The sequence below is a fragment of the Methanobrevibacter sp. genome (genome assembly GCF_017468685.1).
Lineage (GTDB): Archaea > Methanobacteriota > Methanobacteria > Methanobacteriales > Methanobacteriaceae > Methanocatella.
Map to the genome: position 1 here is coordinate 1 of NZ_JAFUHT010000016.1, position 19,269 is coordinate 19,269.

The following is a 19,269-nucleotide window of genomic DNA, read 5'->3' on the forward strand; positions in this document are numbered from 1 at the left end:
AAAAAAAAGTTATAAGAGGATTATTTTTTCCAGGTTTGTTTTACTCCTCTTCCTCTTTTACTACCAGGTTTAGTATAACTTCTTTTTTGTCTGGTTCTTCTGTTAGTTCCTTTAACTTTTGCCATATTTTCCCCTCCTTAAAATTTATCATTACAAAATTAGAATTAAATCTATAACAAAAAAATATTTGTTTTCAAGATATTTAAAGCTTTTCTTTAAGTGGTGTATTCTGCATTGATTTTAACATAATCATATGTTAAATCACAACCCCATGCAGTAGCTTCACCATCACCCAAATCCATATCAATATTGACAGTAATGTTTTTTGACTGCATAATCTTTTCAGCCCTTTCAAGATATGGTGTATCTTCAAATGCAAAAATTTCTCCATTTTTGACCAAATCAACATCATCAGCATCATCTGCAATTGATATTGTTACAATATCAGGATTTAAATCACAACCCGAATATCCGATAGCCGATACAATTCTGCCCCAATTCGGATCTCCACCAAATACGGCGGATTTAAATAAGCTTGAAGAAATTATTGATTTTGCAGCTAAACGTGCATCATTTTGATTTTTAGCACCATATACGTTAGCTTCAATGAATTTACTTGCTCCCTCACCGTCACGAGCCATCTTTTTAGCCAAATCAATGCAGAGATAATTCAGGGCTTGCTGGAAATTGGAATCAAGTTTTCCATCATTGACGACTTCAACGCCTGATGAACCATTAGCCATCATCAAGCAAGTGTCATTGGTACTTTCATCACCGTCAACAACTATCATGTTGAAACTGACATCAGCTGATGTTTTTAATGCCTTTTTAATCTCTGAAGATGGAATTACTGCATCAGTAACTATAAAAGACAACATTGTACCCATATTCGGAGCAATCATACCGCTTCCTTTAGTGATACCTGCAATCTTTACCTTATCTCCATTTGTTAAAGTTACTTCAACTGCACATTCCTTTGGAAAAGTGTCGGTTGTCATGATTGCTTTTGCAGCTGCAAGTGAATTTTCCGGTCCATCACCCAATTTAGATAATGATTCATATGCAACTTTAGAGATAATGTCAATAGGCATTTCACGACCAATGACTCCAGTTGAAGCAATGGCGATTTCATCCTTAGGTATTTTTAAATCTTTAGACACCAATTCCACTAATGTCTCACAATCTTTAAAACCTTGCCTGCCTGTAAAACAGTTAGCATTACCACTATTTACAAAAACAGCTGAAACAATTCCTTTTTTAAGAATGTTTTGTGTATATTTGACAGGTGCTGCAACCACTTTATTGGAAGTGAAAACTGCAGAAGCAGTACTGTTTGGTGAAACAATAATGCTTACGCCAAATTTACCTTCACGAGCACCTGATACCTTAAGATTTTCTATTTGAGAAAATCCTCCATCAAGTTCCTTAATAAAATTCATAAAAATCACAAAATGCTAATTATCATATGTATAGGTATACTGAATATCCAATTGTGAAGTTTCATTTTCATTATAATCAACATCATCAACTTCTTTATCAAAATATATTGGTTCAGTATCGTTTAATCCAGTAGTCATTTCCTTAGTGACATTTTCAAATTGAGGCTGGTCATCACTGCCATCGTCAAAACTTAATGAAACTCCAATTCCCGCACCGATTACAAATGCAACCAATGCGACAATCATGACTAACATAACTGCTTTGCTAGTTTTCCTTTTGTTTTTTCTACGATTTTTTGGACCTCTAGACATTACTGGACGATTGTTAAAATTATTTTTATTACTTCTTCTTCGCACTTTTCTTTTTGAAGTATTATTTTGACGACCATTTCCTGATCTTAAAACTCTTTTATCGTCTTTATTTCGTCTCATAATTTTTCTCTTTTTAATTTATTAAGCAATCAAAGCATAAGCCAATGCCAATATAACTCCCATAAAACTGAATATTCCAAGTCCTAAAATGGACATTAAATAAGCAAATATAAATACAAATGCGAAAACACCAATCAGTTTTGGCTTTTCATTTTCAACCAGATTAATTAAAGTTCTTGTAAACTCAGATGGAATATTATACGCATATAACCCGTTAGCCAATTCAAAAACTACCAATGACAATGGAGAAGTTGATTCCAAATCATCAACAAGTTGAGCTCTCTCTCCAGCTTCACGCCTACTTCTTCCGATACCTGCTCTGATTTTAGCACCATTGTCAAGTGCAAACCAAGCAGCATCAAGTCCTGCACGTATTGCCAAATCTTTTGAAGGGAATCTCGCAATAAAATCATCCCCACCTTCACGATAACCTTCAAGTTCACCGTCACATTCGGTTTCGATGAAATTCTTAATTCCGGTCATCAAATCGACTAACTGATTTCTTCCATTTTTACTAATGAATTTTGTTGAATCAATCAAATCAATGAACAAGTAATTTTCCAAATCAACAGGCCTTGATTCCTTAAGCAGGAATGGTGAATCAAATACCAGTGCATATTCTCCACCTAATTTGGTAAATGCAATACCTGGAAAGCTTCCTACACTTTGAGTGTAATGGATAGCGCGTTCTATTGACGCTGCACCAGTCATTCCCACAGCAGAGATTACTTGAATTCCTTCAGACAATCCAATTCCAATTAGTTCAATAGCTACACGAATGGCATCATTTTTGCTTAACATTCTTGCAACAAGTTCAGTTGCTGTTTTTTCCACAATTTCTCCTTTTTCACTTTCAATAATCTTAACAAAGATATCGATTAAACGGGAAGGATGCGGAAGTTCAATATAAAAATAACGGTCACTTCCCATGATAATATTACTTACCAATGCATATTCTTCAATTCTATTTTCTGCAGGTTTTAATTCATGAAAAGTGTAATCATTTGGAAGGTTTTCAGCACCTACATCACGAACAAGATTCCTTAATATTGAATCAGAAGTAATTTCTGCTTTTTCAAGCTCAAAAAGAATTGTTTGAGTATAATTGAACAATTCAACATATTCTGTTTCTAAAGAATTTGTTGGAAAAAATTTTGTTCCTACTGCAATTGGATTGAGTTTGGTGGTGAGTTTAATAAATGACTTAGTTAAACTATTAGCCATCTAAGTCCCCTCCTTTTTCCAATTCAATTTCAAATTCACCAGGCTTTTCTAAAAGCATGTCCGGTTTTACAGATACAAATGGGAATTTCCATGATCCGAGTCTTCCGGCAATGGTACTTGCGATATTTCTGGAATTTCTTTTAATGAACACTTCATCATGTTCACTAACGCGTACCAAAACATTGTAAGGTGCATTTTCAGTTACTTCATCTGCAAGCAGAATATTTAACTCAAATTTACCAGGTTTTGTGAATAAATCATTTCTTACTGCAATTAAAGGTTTTTTCTCAAGACCTAATCTATCTGCAACAGTAACAGAGATGTTACCTGCATTTTTTACAGCAATTTTATAATCTTTAGGATGTACCAATACAAAAATCACATATGGAGCGGCAATTTCCACATCATCCACCATTTCTACAATCTTATTGAACATTGGTATTTTTGAAAAAAGATTCTCCAATTTTGATTCTGCATTATTTTCATTGTCAATTCTAATAATTGCCTGTTTAGCAATATTCAATGGGGAAATTTCTAATCCTTCTTTTCCAGTATATATTTCCCATTTTTTAAAGTTCAATTCTTTTATAATTTCATCACAAATATGTTGAAGGATGTTCTTATCTTTTTTTGGTTTTTTCGGTTTTCCGAATGTAAGTCTGCCGTTATCGATTATAAAGGGTATTCTCATTGAAGATATGTTTCTAAATTCAGCAGCATAATCTCTGAATTTGTCATTTGATAAGATTTTTGCTTTTTCACGAGTTGCAATATCCAATATAAAATGATCGGCATCATTTCCTGCTGGAACTTCCTCTACATTTTCACTTTCCAGCAATTTAATAAATTTATCTTTATCATCAATATCATGACGAAGTGATGCATCAGCAATAATTACAAATTCATCTTCACTTTCTTCTAATGCTTTAACAGCAGCAAGGATATTTGACATCATAGGTTGTCCATTTTCATTTTTTACATGATGAGCCACATTAGAAGCATCTACGACCACTTTCATAATATCACCTAAAACAATAATTAATTCAGTTTATTATATTTATCTAATTCAATATTTAAAGTTAATTTATATTAAATTTCTAGGATATTTTCCAAATAAAAATCTTTCACCACCAACTTCGTTTAAAAAGATTTCTATTTCACTATCAGTTATATTATAAACGTTATATGAGTTTTTGTTCTTACCTCTAAGCTTATTGGAGGACAAAGAGCCTGCATTGACTATTAAAGTATCATTAATTTTCCAGATATTTGGAACATGCTTATGTCCAGACAAGACCAAATCCACCTCATGAGTTGTTAGAGTCTTTAAAATATCTCCTGCATCTGATAAAACGTTGCGTTCACGACCTGTTTGAGGAATAGGTACAACGTGATGGTGAAGAGCTACAATTGTGAAATGTTCATTAATTACACATTCATCCAACTGATGTTCCAGCCACATGTGTTGTGGTGTTCCGACATGACCCTTGTCCTCATCAGGAGAACTACTGTCGATTCCCATTACTGTGAATTTTCCATCCATTGTCAATTTCCAGCTTTTCTCACCAATCAACTCTTCAAAGGTCTGATAACCAAGATTGCGAGCATCATGATTTCCAGGAACTGCAAACAATGGAGCATCAAACATCTCCAGATATTTAGTAGCCTGTTGGAATTCAACATAATAACCGCTTTCGGTAATGTCTCCAGTCAAGATTACCATATCCGGATCCAGATTATTGATTTCAGCCACAGCATTCATGAAAACTTCTTCATCAAATGTGGAATTTGATACATGCAAGTCTGATATATGTGCAATTAAAGTCATATTATCTATTGATTTAATTTCATTATAGCTTCTGCAAGGTCTCCTTTGCATTCTTCAAGGGCTGCTCTTGCATCATTTTCACTAACACCAGCACTGTTAGCTACCATTTCTACATCTTCATCAGGAATTTCGATTTCATATTCAAGTTCCACTTCACGAGCTTTACCGTCAACCTGATAGGTTTCCTGACCCATTACATTCATTAAGCTTACACTAGGATTATCAATGATTAATTCTTTATCTTCAAAACGGATTATGACTTCCTGAACTCCTTCGAGCTCTTCCATTTTCATACCCATTTTTTTCATTTGTCTTTCCATCTGTTTCATTTGCTTTTTATTCATACCTGGTATCATAATTAATCCTCATATAAATTAACTATTTATAATTATATTTTTAATTATTATTAAAGCTAACTTAATCTGTGAAACCATAACCTTCGGTTTCAAAAGTTTCAGCAACATCTTTTAAAACTTCAGGAATATTGATTTGCTGAGGACATTCCTCAATGCATGACTCACATTCAATACAGTCTGAAGCAATTCCGACACCATCCAATTTGGAATAGTTCAGATAAGCATTTCCAGGCTGTGACCAGTCATCACTACCTAAAATCTTGTGCTTATTGTATAAATCAAATATCTTTGCGATGTCAATTTCTTCAGGACATGAATCAACACAGTATCTGCATTTTGTACAGTCAACAGTAATGTTACTGTTAATAATTTCTGAAACCTCTTTTAGGATTTTAAATTCCTCATCATTCAATGGTTCTGCATTTTTAAACTCATAGATATTGCTTTCAAGCTGTTCTAATGTGCTTGCACCAGTTAGGACAACATTAACATCCTCCATTGTTGCTACAAATCTCATTGCCCATGAAACCACTGACTTGTCCGGATGGCATTCTTTCATGATTTTTTCAGCTTCATCCGGAACATCAGCCAAAAATCCGCCTTTATAAGGTTCCATGACCATTACTTCCTTATTGTATTTTCTTGCAACTTCAAGACATTTTCTTGATTCGATTCCTTCATCATCCCAGTCAAGATAATTGATTTGAAGCAACACGAATTCAATTTTTGGATGCTCAACTAATAATTCCTCTAAAAATTCAGCATTTCCATGAGTGGACAAACCGATATGTTTGATTTTGCCTTCTTTTTGTTTTTTTTCAATAAAGGAGAATAAATCCACATTTTTCCATGCGGTTTCAGTGAATCCACTTACATTGTGAAGCATATAATAGTCAAAGTAGTCCACACCGCAATTGTTAAGCTGTTCTGCAAATATTGGTTCCAGCTGTGATTCTTCAGTGATGATGAATAACGGCAGTTTTGTTGCTATTTTATATGATTCACGAGGATATCTTTCAACAACTGCCTTTTTAAATGCCTGTTCGCCTACGCCTTCATGGTAAATGTATGCAGTGTCAAAATAGTTGAATCCTGCATCCATATAAGTGTCCACCATCTCATTTACCTGTTCAATGTCAATGCTTGTCTGGTCATTTTCATCTATTAACGGGAGTCTCATCATCCCCATGCCCAATTCTGTCATCGTAAAATTCTCCTCAAAATTTAGTTTCAAAATTACTTATTAATATATTGTACTTAATAAATTAAATAAATTATTATAGCTAGACTAATTAAAATCAGAAATATTCTAGGAACTTCTTTAGATATCCTCAAATAATTCCTTTTCACGGTCTAAAATGTTTACAACATACTCTGTTGAATAGAACATGATTTTTTCATATATGTCATTATAATCTTCACAAGCATTTTCATGTTCTATGATTCTAATGAGATTGTCTTTGGCTTGCCCTGAAAAGTCATGAACATCAAGATAATTTAAAATGAAATTAGAGATGTCTGTTATTTGCATTTGAATCCAATAGATTTCACGGTTTTCATCAGTGACTTCAATATTTTCACGAATTAAATTGCTTACAATCAATAAGGTTGTCTTATTTGGAATCTTCTTATTCATACATTTTGCCCTAATCAACCCGATTGAGCTTTCATTTAATTTGAGTAATGCTTTTAGATTGTTTTTTGTTTCTTTTTCAACGGAGTATGGCAGGAATCCGAAATTGATTGCAGATACAACAATTACTGCAACAATTACCCATATTATTTTTAATGTTAATGCCTCAGGCAGTGTAATGTACATCAATGAGGTCATTACACTCATTAATGTTGAAAAGATTGTCATTTTTAATGTATCTTCAAGTTCATAAACCATTCCGAATATTGAAATTACCATAATAAGCATCATCAAGATATTCTGGGATAATGGAATATAATGCATTAATATTATGATTAAAGCGAAAATGAACACACCTACTATTGTACCGGTGACTCGGGATTTTGCATTATATGCTGCATCATTTACATATGGAAGCATCATAGGAATGGAAGCGAAGTATAGCCATTTGGTGTAAGGTAAATTGAATGCCAATGTCAGCACTTCCCATAATGTTAAAACCAGTGCCATTTTGAATGCAAATGTGAATTTTGCGGATCTGAATGAAAATTCCCTTTTTAAAATTGGTTTTATTGACTCCCGGATTAATTTCTTATCAGGAATTATTCCGTCATTTAATGAATCCCATTTTTTAATTTCATTTACGATTATTTCAAGATTTAAAAGAATCAGATTCATTTCCTTTGTCTTCACATCAATTCCCTTAAATATTTCTGAAACCTCAATACTTTCAAGGTTGTTGAGTATGCTTTTAGTGTAGTTTAACTCATCATCTGTTAAATCGGAATCTGCTATGACCCATCCGATATATTGGAATGCCTTAATAACGTTTAGCACTGCTTCCTGAGCAGGTGTTGGGAAATACTTGTATTCGAAATGGGAAAACATGCTTAAATAAAATCCGTTAACTGCCTTAAAACTTTCTTTGGAGATTTTCTCATTGTTTTGTTTTGAATCGATTGCATTGTTCAGTTCCAAAATCAGACTGTCCAATGTTGCTTTTGTAAGCTTATGACCCTTTTTCTTATTGATTAAAAGATTTATTCCAACAATAAATGCAGCACCGAAAATAAGGGATATTAATCTCATCGGCAGCTCCTCAGCAGATATAGGAATGCACATCATCATGAAATAGCACATCAGATATGGTATGTAGACGCTTGTGGAAAATAGATGGTATGATGTGAATGTAGCTCCAAATACCACTAAAAATGTTAATATGCAACCTAAAATACTTATAGGATTGTTTAAAAACGAAGCAATACCTAAAATCAGAAGCATTACTGTCAATTTGATGAATGAAACTTTAGGCTTGAATGACATATCATTGCCCAAATTCATCATTCCTGCCATTGCTATCATGATGCCAATAGCAGCATTTTTACTTCCAAACAATACTGAATATATGACCATGAACACTATCATGAACGTGAACATGATCATTTTCATTTTTAATGGAAGTTTCTGCATTATTTAACACCACTTCCAATTTTTAAGATTGGAACCTTGCTCATTGCATAAATTAAAGCCCAACAGCTTCCAATGATAATTACAGCCTCCAATGGGAAGTATATGAAAATGTTTTTATAACCCCACCAGGCATGAATCCAAATCTGTGCAGGTAGAGCATGAGAATGTAATGTGAGAAATAGATTCCGAAACTGCATGAACTGAATGTTACAATAATTTCACCAAGACGTTGCTCTTTAATTGGTTTCAGTTTATCAGAAATCATTTTAACGTCCGCATACTTGAATGCCATGAACACTCCAACAGTTTCCATTACAACAACAAGGTCAAACAAGTCAACCGGAGCCAAAGCAGTACCGCCCAATCCTTTATAGTAAATCTTTAAGAAGTGGCCTATGATACCGATTATGAACAATACTATTCCTAAAAGAAACATCTTGTTTTTGGAATACTTGAATTCGTGATTGTGGATAAATGAACCCAGTATGAAGTATCCTAAAACCGGGAAGAAATTGAATATTACTCTGAAATCATGCTTGATGTGCTGGTCGTCGAAAAAGCCTATAGAGCAAAGCAATGCCAATATGACTGTGATTATGATTAAATATTTAGAACCGAAATCCTCATATTCACGGATGAAACTGCTTAAAACAGGAATCAATAAATAAACACCCATCAATGACCATATGAACCAGAAGAGTTCTGATAAGGCATGCGCTCCAAATGTAAGTTCATAAACATACTGCAGTGTAGGCTGATAATGCCATATCAGGACACCTAAAATTAGATAAACTATAATCCAAAATGCAAAGGGTAGAAAAACACGCTTGAATCTCTTTTCCAAAAACAGTTTGACATCATGCTTTCTTGTTAAAAGCAATGCTCCACTTACAGTGAAAAATAATGGAACACCAATACGGGTGAAGGAAAACACTGCGGAGCAAATCTGCCAGCTTACAAAATCATGTGAAAATGACCTTATTAAATGTCCTAAAACTACCAGAATAATAGCCAAGGATCTTACCTCATCTAAATATAAAATACGCTTGGGTGAAATTTTCATTAAAAATATATTTAAATTAAGTTAATAATAAGTATTTTTATGAACAAAAAACGATGCTCATGGGCAGGACCTGAAGAAATTTATATCAGATATCATGATGAGGAATGGGGAAATCCAACCCATGATGACAGAGAACTGTTTGAAATGCTTATTTTGGAATCATTTCAGGCAGGATTGTCATGGATTACAATCCTTAAAAAGCGTGAAAACTTCAAAAAGGCTTTTGATGACTTTGATGTTGAAAAAGTGGCCAGTTATGATGATGCGAAAGTTGAGGAACTTCGCTTGAATGAAGGAATAATTCGCCATAAAGGAAAGATTGCTTCTGCAATCAACAATGCACAGGTATTCATTGAAATTCAGGAAGAATTTGGAAGTTTTGACAAGTATATTTGGGGTTTTACTGATGGTGAAATTATAAAAGCCGAATATTTAACCGAATCAGAATTGTCCAAGGAAATTTCTAAAGATTTGAAAAAGCGCGGAATGAAATTTGTCGGTCCGACAATAATTTATTCATATCTGGAGTCAATTGGTGTGATTGACAATCATCAAGAGGATTGCTTTAAATACTAATAAATTCACAGTGCCTGAAAAATTGCATCAAAAATGTAAATTAACCAGTTAAAATCAATATTGAAACCTAATAAAGCTTAATTTTAAATAATAAGATGAATAATGTCTTATTATGAAAATTGAATATATTAAAAATAATTATAAATTTGAAACTCTTACAGAAGAACATGATTTAACAATGTTTGAATGCGACTCTGAAGATTTGAATGATTTTCTGAAAAATGATGCACTAAAACAACAAAATGAAAAATTGAATCTTACGAAATTAATAACATGCGAAGGAGAAATAATCGGTTTTGTATCTTTGTTAACAGATTCAATGAAATTGAAATTATTACGGGACGAAGTTGAAAAAGAAAAAATTAAAGGAAAATTAAATGTCTCAGAAAATAATCCCATTCCTGCAATTAAGATTGGAAGATTTGCAATTGATAAAAAATATACTAAACATGGTCTCGGGTCACAGATTTTAAGAAACATATTATACAATCTCCAAGAGATTGCTGAGAAAAATGTTGGATTAAGATTTGTTGTAGTTGAAGGATATGCAACAGCATACAACTTTTACGTTACAAACAACAAATTTAAAAATCTAAAAAAAGATGAGAAAAATCTTAATAAAATAGAAATAATTAAGAAAAAAGACCCCACAAGAACATTTTATCTTTATTATGATTTAAAAGATTTAGATTTGGATTTTTAAATCCAAATCACTATTAAATACTTAAAATGGAACATTTCGTTGAGATCTAATTTTTTTAGCAAATTCAATCTCTTCTTCAGTTGGAGGTTCATTCATTTTTCTAAGTATCCTAAGGGCATCTTCACCATACAAAGTGGGAGTTTCACCTATCGGTTTAGCCATAATTAACACATCCTTTTATATTTAATTATTACTCAAACATCTAAAAGAATATTAAATGGCTTTTCAATTATTTCAAGTACAATTTTACCTTTAATTACTCTAAAAAATTAATAGATTTATCCATTTTAATATAATCTTTTATAAAAGTTTATTTGAATAATATTACTCAAAATAATATTTATTTTTATTATTTAAATAAGTTTTCTTATATTTGAAAGCAATTTTACAAAACTATACAATTACTCTTCAAGCAGTATTATATTTTTTGGATCTACTTTCAGATATTCGGGAATTATAAAATCATGTTCATGAATCTTTTTATCTGCTTTCCACCATAAACCATTCGCTAATGTTATTTCCCATTCAAATGGCATTTCAAGCTTTGTTGCATCAGTAGTGTCCATCACATTGATATCCTCTTTATTTGCAGGGGCAAAATCGTGTGCCCTTATTCCCATGTGAGTAATGTTTGGTGAAAGTTTTTGAGATACTTCAAATGTAACACCCCAGTCAAGGGATTTAACATGATAATCATCTATTATTTCTATTTTTGAAATGTTTTTACAGCCTGTAAGTCTTGCAACCTGCACTTTTCTTGGATTTTCAAATATTTCATGAGTATCTCCTTTAGCTATGATTTTGCCTTCATCAAGAATTATCAGCTCATCACAGAACTGGAATGCCTCATCACGATTGTGAGTAACCATGATTGAAAATCCGTCAAAATCCTTTAGTGAATTTACAAGTTCAATACGCAACTGTTCCTTTAGATAGGTATCCATTGCACTGAAAGGCTCATCCAATAGTATTACATCAGGCCCATATGCCATTATGCGGGCAAGAGCCACTCTTTGCTGCTGGCCTCCGGAGAGTTGGCGAGGATATCTTTTTTCCAATCCTTCCAAATGAAAACGCTTAATCATCTCGGATACTATTTTTTCATCATCATCATTAGAAAGTCCGCATGCAACGTTTTCTTCAACAGTCATGTTGGGAAAGAGTGCATAGTTTTGAAAGAGATAACCTACATTTCTTTTTTGGGGTTTTAAATTGATTTTATTGTCTGAATCAAAATAAGTAGTTTCTTCATTGGTTTTTAAGGTCACAATTCCCTTATCAGGATTTACAATACCTGCAATTGATTTTAATGTCATGCTTTTACCGCAACCAGAAGGTCCAAGAATACCTAAACGTCCTTTTTTCAACTCAAAGCTAACATCTAAGTCGAATTCTTTTAGTTTCTTTTGGATATTTACTTTTAATAATTTACTCATAATCTGCCTCTATTGCGATAAACATTATTTCCACTGCTTTTCTTTTCGTATTGAAACAAAATCCATGATGAAAATTGCTATAAATGAAATTATTACAATAACTATTACATAATCAAAGGCACTTCCCATGTTACCTGCAGCTACCTCTGAGTATACTGCCATTGGGAGTGTCCTGGTTTGTCCGGCAATATTTCCTGCAAGCATTGCGGTTGCACCGAATTCTCCTAAACCACGGGCAAAGGCCAGTATTCCTCCGCTGATGATTCCGGGCAATGCGTTTGCAAACAATATTTTCCAGAATATTTTCCACTCAGACATTCCTAGTGTACGGCCGGCATCCAATAAGTTAGAGTCAACCTGTTCGAATGCTCCTCGAGCGGAACGGTACATTAAAGGAAATGACATAACGACTGCTGCAATTACTGTTGCAGTCCATGAAAATGCTATTTTTACAGCGAAAAATTCTATAAAAAACTTACCGATTGGTCCTCTGATACCGAAAACATACAATAAAAAGAATCCCACCACTGTAGGTGGCAGTACTATCGGCAATGTGAATATGCCGTCAAGTACGATTTTTATTGAATCGTTTTTCATCTTTACGATTCCCCATGCTACAATCAAACCTACAAAGAATGTTATAAAAATTGACAAGCTTGCAGTTTTCATTGAAATGAATACTGGGGACCAATCTACAGCCATGTCATTATCTCCATAAAATATTACTAATTATTCATTTGAACAATATGGTATTAAAATTTATTTAAAAAAAAAGAAATCATGAATAGAAAATCTATTCATGAAGGGTAAATCCGTATTCAACGAAAATGTCTTTAGCTTCTTTGGTTTGTAAGAAATCCATGAATGCTTGGGTAGCATCAGTATCATTGGTATCTTTAACTGCAGCTACAGGATAGATAACAGGAGTGTCTAAAGCATCTTCAGGAGCTTCACAGATAACTTTAACGTCATCAGTGGATTTAGCATCGGTGGAGTATACAATACCACATTCAGCAGATCCTTGAGCTACTTGGTTTAATACTTCAGTTACGTCTTTACCTAATGATAATTTGGATTCCACATCACTCCAGATACCGGTATTGTTTAATACTTCTTGAGCGTATTGACCTGCAGGTACGGATTCTGGGTCTCCGATAGCAATGTTTCCTTCAACATCTTTTAAATCTTCAAAGGATGAGATGTTGGAATCAGAATCAGCAGGTACGATTAAAACAACTTTGTTTTCTAAGAATTGGAGATTGGTATCATTGTCAATGATGCCTTCTTCAATTAAAGCATCCATCTGTTTGTTAGCAGCAGACATGAATACATCTGTTTCTAAACCATTTTCAATTTGGGTTTGTAAGTCTCCACTTGAAGCGTAAGTTGGAGTTACTTTTACACCAGGATATTGTTCTTCAAACATTGGAATTAATTTGTCATCAAAAACGTTTTTTAAACTAGCTGCAGCAGCCAAATTAACTTCTTGACCATCTAAGCTAGTGTCAGCAGCATTTCCGCCTAAAAAATCAAATAAACCTGCGGAAACTGAACCTACACTTACAACTGCTATGATAATAGCTATAATAGCGATAATTGCAACTTTATTAGATTTCATAGTTATTTCCTCGATAAACTAAATATTACTATCAGATATGAAACCAGATTATTAAAGAAAGGTTAAAAATATAGTATTTTAGGTGCGAACTAATTTATTAGTATCATCAAAACATCTTAAAAGAAAATAACTTTAAATGAATATTATTTTATTCAGTATCATAAAATTTTTTCTTTTGTTTACCTACCTTTAATATGAATTAAATATCTGATTAGTATATTATTATCTATAACAAATGATATATAAATATTTACATATCGATATTAACCCTTTCACATCGAATTAAAAACCTTCAAAAATTATATAAAACATTTAAATATAACAATCATTATATAAAAACTCAGAGGTATTAATATGTCAAATATCGAAAAAGTTAATGAAATTTTAAACAAAGCAGAAACATTCTACCTTGCAACAGTAGATGGCGACAAACCAAAAGTAAGACCATTAGGATTCCACTTATTATTTGAAGACAAAATCTATTTTGGAGTAGGAACCTTCAAAGCAGTATACAAACAACTGGAAGCAAATCCAAATACTGAAATTGCAGCATGGGATGGAGAACACTTCCTCAGATACTACGGTGAAGCAATTCTAGAAAAAAATGATGCAGTAGTTGAAAAAGCATATGAACTCATGCCGGACATTAAAGAAGCTTACGAAGCAAATGGCTGGGAAATGGGAGTATTCTACCTTGACAATGCAACAGCAGAAATCAGAAACATGATGGCTATTGAAGAGTCCTATGAATTCAAATATTAAGGTTATACACTAACCTTAATATTACACATGCCCAATACCCGTATAATCAGATATTTCAGAGTTAATTGTAGCCAAATCACCAACATTTAAATCATGAACATCACCATGACCTGTGATTCTTGCAAAAGTTTTAAGCTCTTCTGTTGAAACTTTAAGTAAATTTTCAACCCTTTTTGAAGCAGTTTCTATTTTTAATCTTTTAGTCAACTCCTCATCATGAGTTGCAACACCCATCGGACAGTCCCCAGTGTCACAGATTTTATACTGCTGACATGCTAAAGCAATCATTGCTGCAGTTCCGATTGCAATCGCATTTGCACCCATAGCCAATGCCTTTGCAAAATCAGACGAAACTCTAAGACCTCCAGTAATGGTTAGGTCAATGTCGCTTTCATGTTCATCCAGATATTTTCTCGCTCTAGAAAGAGCATATATTGTGGGAACTGATGTGGAATCCCTGACTAATTTTGGACTTGCACCAGTTGATCCCCCTCTTCCGTCAATAGTGATGAAATCCGGCTCGGCATACAATACATAATCCAAATCAGCTTCAACTCTTCCGGCAGCAAACTTCAAGCCGATTGGACGTCCTCGAGAACGAATTCTTAAATCATCAACCAATTCTTTCAAATCCTCTTTTGTGGAGACATTCGGTATTATTGAAGGAGAGTGAATATCCTCACCGATTGGCTTTCCTCTAATTTGTGCGATTTGTGAGGTTACCTTTTCTGCTTGAAGCTGACCTCCAAGACCTGGCTTGGTGGATTGGCCTATTTTAACCTCTATTGCATCGGCATTTTTCAGATTATCCTTAGTTACTGAATACTTGTTTGGAACATATTCAAAAATATACTTATAAGCGTTTTGCATCTCCTCTGGAAGTATTCCGCCCTCACCGCTTCCCTGGGCAGTCATTACCGCCGCACTTCCTTTTGCCAGAGCAACTTTTGCATTATAGGACAATGCTCCAAATGACATGTGAGTGATGTAGATTGGTGTTTCTATGGTTAATGGTTTTCTGGCATTTTTGCCGATAACAGTCTTAGTATTGACTTCAACATCAGCTTCCAGTGGTTGCGGGTTTAATTGGTTTCCCAGTATCAGAATTTCATCCCAATTGGGCATCGGCAAGTCAGTGTACATTGCAGATACTATTGACTCGCCAGTGATTGCCATCTGGTGAATGGTGTCCATTTGCCTAATGTTTCTATCACTTTTAGCGTATTGCTTGTCATAGGACAAATCAGAGTCTTTTAAATCGGAGCTTTCACTGGATTGTGAATTTTCCAATTTCACAAAGTTTGATATTGCCTGACCGCAAATAGGACATTTATCAAGATTCTTCAATAGTGTTCCTGTTGATTCCTCATTGTGAATATGGCCACAGACAGTGCATTTGTATATCATGTTAACACCTCAGTAGTGTAAACATGATTAAACTAGAATATATATTTATGGTTACAGTTCATTCACTATGCTCAATGCATTAAGACTTCTTGGAAAACCAATATAAGGCAGAATTACAGTAATTGCTGAGATTAGCTTTTCTTTGCTGTTTCCAACACTCAGGTTTCCTTGAGCATGACCTCTTAGCTGGTTTTCGCAACCTCCTAATGTTGCAATGAACACGAATGTAATCAGTTCCCTTTGCTGGTCGTTTAATCCATCACGGGTGTAGAAATCACCGAAGCAATAGCCTTCCAGAAATGTGTTGAAATGCTTTTGGCCCACTGGAGTGTTTTCATTCATCATCTGAATCATTTCAGAGCCGAAATAGGATTCCTGGATTTCACGGCCTTTTTCGTATCGGTTTTCTTTATTGGTGTTGGATCTCTCAGGCAACGGCAATTCAATTCCTTTTTTGTCAAATACTTTGAGTACAACTCCGAAGAAATTATGTGCACGGCCAAAGCCAACATAAGGCACTGACTGGTAAAGAAGTTCCTTTACCTCTTCCGGTGTGACATATTTGTTGACCGCTGAGAGAAGAATCTTTTTGAATGCCTTCGGTGACTGACAGGCAATCAGACTGGCCAAAGTTACCAGAACGGATTCCTTTTGTGTTAATGAGGAATATTCAAACACTTCATCATAAGCGAAGTTTTTAAATATTTCATGAAATTCAGGGTCATTTTTTTCAATTCTTGTGAAATTATCAAACAAATCTTTCATAATAACACTTTGCTTTATCAGATATTATAATTTCCTATTCGGATCTTAATTTTCCATAGAAATAAGAAGCTGTTGCTCCCCCATCTGTTAGAATGTCACTTCCAGTGATGAATGCTCCCTTATCAGACATTAATAATTCTGCAACATTTGCAACTTCATCTGCTGTTCCAGGCCTTCCAGACGGACAGTTTGCAAACATATTTTTATAAAAATCACCTCTTGGACCGTTAAACTCATCAATTGCCAATGGAGTTACAATAATTCCCGGAGATATTGAATTGATTCTTGCTCCTTTTTCACCCCACTTGCATGCCTCATACATTACTCTTTTTACATTGCATCTTTTGGCCAGCTGGTAAGCATGCAAAGTGTCATCAATGTTTTCAGGTTGAAGAACTTCCAGGTCAAGCAATTCTTCAGTTGGTGTTGTAGCAAGTTCCTCATCAATTTTTGCACCTAACTGTTTCATCCTGTGGCCTGACTGAGAGGATATTGTGACTGCAACTCCACCTTCTTTTATTACTTTTCCAACTTCTTCCAGCAACACTGCAGTTCCGTATAAATCCACTTTTAAAATGACTTCAATCGGTGCCTGTGACGGAGAAACACCTGCCGCATTGATGAAGTATGTTATTTCACCAAATTCCTGTGCAAAATCTATTAAGTTTTTGATTGATTCTCTTGATGAAATGTCACATTCATTAGTTTCAACATCAAAACCTGCTTCAGTCATTATTTTTGCAATGTTTTTAGCATTTTGAATGTTTTTATCACCAATTATGATTTTTTTACCATGTCCGATTCTTCTTGCGATTGCCATGCCTATTTGACCCGCTCCGGTTAATAAGACTACATCATTCATAATAATCACTTATTTTAAAATTTATAAATTGAAATATAAAAATGTTGTTATATGCAACAATTAAATGAGAAGATATATTATTGGAAACATAATTGTCTTACTAGAATGAATATTTTATGCTTTTGATAACATATTCTGCATCACATTAACAATAGTCATCGATTTAATTAATCGACATTAACATTAACGGAAGGGTTTCCGGATTTCAATTTGTATATTAAACCCCGATATATATGCACGAGTTTTAAAAAGCAGTTTTCCAATAGCTAATGGTTGTCGTTAATGTTAGTTAAAAAAAGAATTGGTGTAGATGAGATAATCATCTACTTACATTTGATTTTAATTGTTTTGCTTACTTTTTTGTAATTTGTGTTTCCTTTGTATGTTACTATTGCTTTGAATGTTTTTTTCTTTTTTAAGTTTGTTATTTTGAATATTGCTTTTCCTTTGCTGTTTGTTTTTGCTGTGAATGTTTTTCCGTTCACTTTGAGGTAAAGTTTTACTTTTTTCATTGCTTTGTTTTTATTGGTTTTTAAAATTACACTGTATTTTTTGGTTTTTGTTTTAACTTTAAAAGTAGCTGCTTTAGCAGTTAATTTAGGAGTAAGTTTTTTAACAGTTTTAGAAGTACTAGTTGATGATTGTGAATTAGATTTTACAGTAACCTTAAATCCGTTTACAACAGTGTTGTCTTTATAAACATAGATTTTGCCTTCATTACTGTTTTGTGTAATGGATTGACAGTTATTTATAGTTCCATATTCACCTGTCCAATAAACCGCATTGCTATCTCCAGCATTATTCTCAAATGTACAGGAGTCTAATTTACCATTGTCTCCACCCCAGAATATAGCAGCACCTTGAATACGAACTTTATTGTTAGTAAATTTACAATTTGTTATAGTTGTATATGCACCACCTTCTTTGGTGAATGGTCCAGATGTATCAGTACGAGTTAATTTATAATCTATATATAATGCAGCACCATAATCTGCATAATTATTATTAAAATTACAGTTGGTAAAGTCTATTCCATTAGCTATTGAGTATACTGCTCCTCCATTATCGGATATATATCCATTTACAAAATTTACATTTTTAATAGCAATATTTCCGCCACTAATTTTAAAAATTCTTGATTTAGATAATCCATTTAATGTATGTCCGTTTCCATCAATGATTATGCTTCTAGAAATTTTTATTCCGTTTGTATCGAATCCATCATCATATGTATAATCATTTTCTAAAGTGATAGTTGAACCTGATGATGCACTATTAATTTTATTTTGCAGTGCTGTGAATGTTCCATCATCTGTTTTTAGTATGTCGTCGTCTGTTGGTGTTGTTACAATGTCTTCGTTAGTTTCTTGTATTATTTCTTGGTTGTCTTCATTAGCAATTATTGTTTCATTTTCATCAATAGCGTTTACACTTGATATTGTAAATAAAACACAGGCTATGAGACAAATGGTTAATAACGTTTTGTATTTCATTTAAATCCCTTAATGCATTATTTACTAAATTATTGATGTTTAAAATTCTATTAAGGAATATATATAGTTTTTCTCGAAAAGTTTATACCATATAACTGACAAAATAATATTCATGGTTGAACGAAATAAAAAAATTGCAGATCATCTTGAATTGGATGAAATAAAATCCGTGATGAAAGAATATAAGGATTCTTATGACATG

The 19,269-nt window shown here is 33.4% G+C and carries 20 protein-coding genes; 3 read left to right on the top strand and 17 right to left on the bottom strand.

Annotated elements, in window-relative coordinates; all coding sequences use genetic code 11:
- Window positions 1-215 precede the first annotated feature (215 nt).
- From argJ to IJ258_RS02625, 9 genes are all read right to left on the bottom strand, one after another.
- Entirely contained in the window at window positions 216-1,439 is a 1,224-nt protein-coding gene (gene argJ, locus IJ258_RS02585; RefSeq protein WP_292802434.1) for a bifunctional ornithine acetyltransferase/N-acetylglutamate synthase, read from the bottom strand.
- Window positions 1,440-1,454: 15 nt separating this feature from the next.
- Window positions 1,455-1,871, bottom strand: coding sequence for a hypothetical protein (locus tag IJ258_RS02590; protein ID WP_292802437.1), 417 nt, complete (start codon window positions 1,869-1,871; stop codon window positions 1,455-1,457).
- A 21-nt stretch (window positions 1,872-1,892) separates the two neighbouring features.
- Window positions 1,893-3,095, bottom strand: a complete 1,203-nt coding sequence (locus IJ258_RS02595; protein WP_292802440.1) for a hypothetical protein — start codon at window positions 3,093-3,095, stop codon at window positions 1,893-1,895.
- Window positions 3,088-4,113 carry a Zc3h12a-like ribonuclease gene (locus tag IJ258_RS02600; RefSeq protein ID WP_292802443.1) on the bottom strand — a complete coding sequence of 342 codons (1,026 nt, stop codon included), beginning with the start codon at window positions 4,111-4,113 and terminating at the stop codon, window positions 3,088-3,090. Before IJ258_RS02600 ends, IJ258_RS02595 begins: the two co-directional genes overlap by 8 nt.
- Window positions 4,114-4,179: 66 nt before the next feature.
- Window positions 4,180-4,923: a metallophosphoesterase family protein gene (locus IJ258_RS02605; protein WP_366514560.1), complete on the bottom strand. Its 744-nt coding sequence runs from the start codon at window positions 4,921-4,923 to the stop codon at window positions 4,180-4,182.
- Window positions 4,924-4,928: 5 nt separating this feature from the next.
- Window positions 4,929-5,279, bottom strand: coding sequence for a nascent polypeptide-associated complex protein (locus tag IJ258_RS02610; protein WP_292802450.1), 351 nt, complete (start codon window positions 5,277-5,279; stop codon window positions 4,929-4,931).
- 61 nt (window positions 5,280-5,340) lie between these two features.
- Window positions 5,341-6,483: an aldo/keto reductase gene (locus IJ258_RS02615; protein ID WP_292802454.1), complete on the bottom strand. Its 1,143-nt coding sequence runs from the start codon at window positions 6,481-6,483 to the stop codon at window positions 5,341-5,343.
- Between the two features lie 117 nt (window positions 6,484-6,600).
- Complete coding sequence (locus IJ258_RS02620) at window positions 6,601-8,382, bottom strand: FUSC family protein (protein WP_292802457.1); 1,782 nt, start codon at window positions 8,380-8,382, stop codon at window positions 6,601-6,603.
- Window positions 8,383-8,461: 79 nt separating this feature from the next.
- Complete coding sequence (locus IJ258_RS02625) at window positions 8,462-9,445, bottom strand: acyltransferase (RefSeq protein WP_292802459.1); 984 nt, start codon at window positions 9,443-9,445, stop codon at window positions 8,462-8,464.
- Window positions 9,446-9,484: 39 nt separating this feature from the next.
- On the opposite strand from IJ258_RS02625, the gene IJ258_RS02630 reads away from it, so the two are divergent.
- On the top strand, window positions 9,485-10,021 hold the full coding sequence (locus IJ258_RS02630) for a DNA-3-methyladenine glycosylase I (RefSeq protein ID WP_292802462.1): 537 nt from the start codon (window positions 9,485-9,487) through the stop codon (window positions 10,019-10,021).
- A 112-nt stretch (window positions 10,022-10,133) separates the two neighbouring features.
- The gene (locus IJ258_RS02635; protein WP_292802465.1) at window positions 10,134-10,724 is read left to right on the top strand and encodes a GNAT family N-acetyltransferase; all 591 of its coding nucleotides are present in this window, start codon (window positions 10,134-10,136) and stop codon (window positions 10,722-10,724) included.
- 21 nt (window positions 10,725-10,745) lie between these two features.
- On the opposite strand, the gene IJ258_RS02640 is transcribed toward IJ258_RS02635, so the two are convergent.
- The 4 genes from IJ258_RS02640 to modA all read right to left on the bottom strand — a co-directional run bounded on the left by IJ258_RS02640 (window position 10,746) and on the right by modA (window position 13,778).
- On the bottom strand, window positions 10,746-10,886 hold the full coding sequence (locus IJ258_RS02640; protein ID WP_292802468.1) for a hypothetical protein: 141 nt from the start codon (window positions 10,884-10,886) through the stop codon (window positions 10,746-10,748).
- A gap of 239 nt (window positions 10,887-11,125) precedes the next feature.
- The gene (locus tag IJ258_RS02645) at window positions 11,126-12,160 is read right to left on the bottom strand and encodes a sulfate/molybdate ABC transporter ATP-binding protein (protein ID WP_292802471.1); all 1,035 of its coding nucleotides are present in this window, start codon (window positions 12,158-12,160) and stop codon (window positions 11,126-11,128) included.
- Window positions 12,161-12,184: 24 nt separating this feature from the next.
- Window positions 12,185-12,862, bottom strand: a complete 678-nt coding sequence (gene modB / locus IJ258_RS02650; protein WP_292802474.1) for a molybdate ABC transporter permease subunit — start codon at window positions 12,860-12,862, stop codon at window positions 12,185-12,187.
- Between the two features lie 91 nt (window positions 12,863-12,953).
- A complete protein-coding gene (modA, locus tag IJ258_RS02655) occupies window positions 12,954-13,778 on the bottom strand; it encodes a molybdate ABC transporter substrate-binding protein (protein ID WP_292802477.1) in 825 nt (274 codons plus the stop codon).
- A gap of 354 nt (window positions 13,779-14,132) precedes the next feature.
- On the opposite strand from modA, the gene IJ258_RS02660 reads away from it, so the two are divergent.
- Window positions 14,133-14,540: a pyridoxamine 5'-phosphate oxidase family protein gene (locus IJ258_RS02660; protein WP_292802480.1), complete on the top strand. Its 408-nt coding sequence runs from the start codon at window positions 14,133-14,135 to the stop codon at window positions 14,538-14,540.
- 21 nt (window positions 14,541-14,561) lie between these two features.
- On the opposite strand, the gene IJ258_RS02665 is transcribed toward IJ258_RS02660, so the two are convergent.
- From IJ258_RS02665 to IJ258_RS02680, 4 genes are all read right to left on the bottom strand, one after another.
- Window positions 14,562-15,947 carry a glutamate synthase-related protein gene (locus tag IJ258_RS02665; protein ID WP_292802483.1) on the bottom strand — a complete coding sequence of 462 codons (1,386 nt, stop codon included), beginning with the start codon at window positions 15,945-15,947 and terminating at the stop codon, window positions 14,562-14,564.
- Between the two features lie 51 nt (window positions 15,948-15,998).
- Window positions 15,999-16,712 carry a carboxymuconolactone decarboxylase family protein gene (locus IJ258_RS02670; RefSeq protein ID WP_292802486.1) on the bottom strand — a complete coding sequence of 238 codons (714 nt, stop codon included), beginning with the start codon at window positions 16,710-16,712 and terminating at the stop codon, window positions 15,999-16,001.
- 34 nt (window positions 16,713-16,746) lie between these two features.
- Entirely contained in the window at window positions 16,747-17,574 is an 828-nt protein-coding gene (locus IJ258_RS02675; protein ID WP_292802488.1) for an SDR family oxidoreductase, read from the bottom strand.
- A 323-nt stretch (window positions 17,575-17,897) separates the two neighbouring features.
- Window positions 17,898-19,067 carry a hypothetical protein gene (locus tag IJ258_RS02680; RefSeq protein ID WP_292802491.1) on the bottom strand — a complete coding sequence of 390 codons (1,170 nt, stop codon included), beginning with the start codon at window positions 19,065-19,067 and terminating at the stop codon, window positions 17,898-17,900.
- Window positions 19,068-19,269 lie beyond the last annotated feature (202 nt).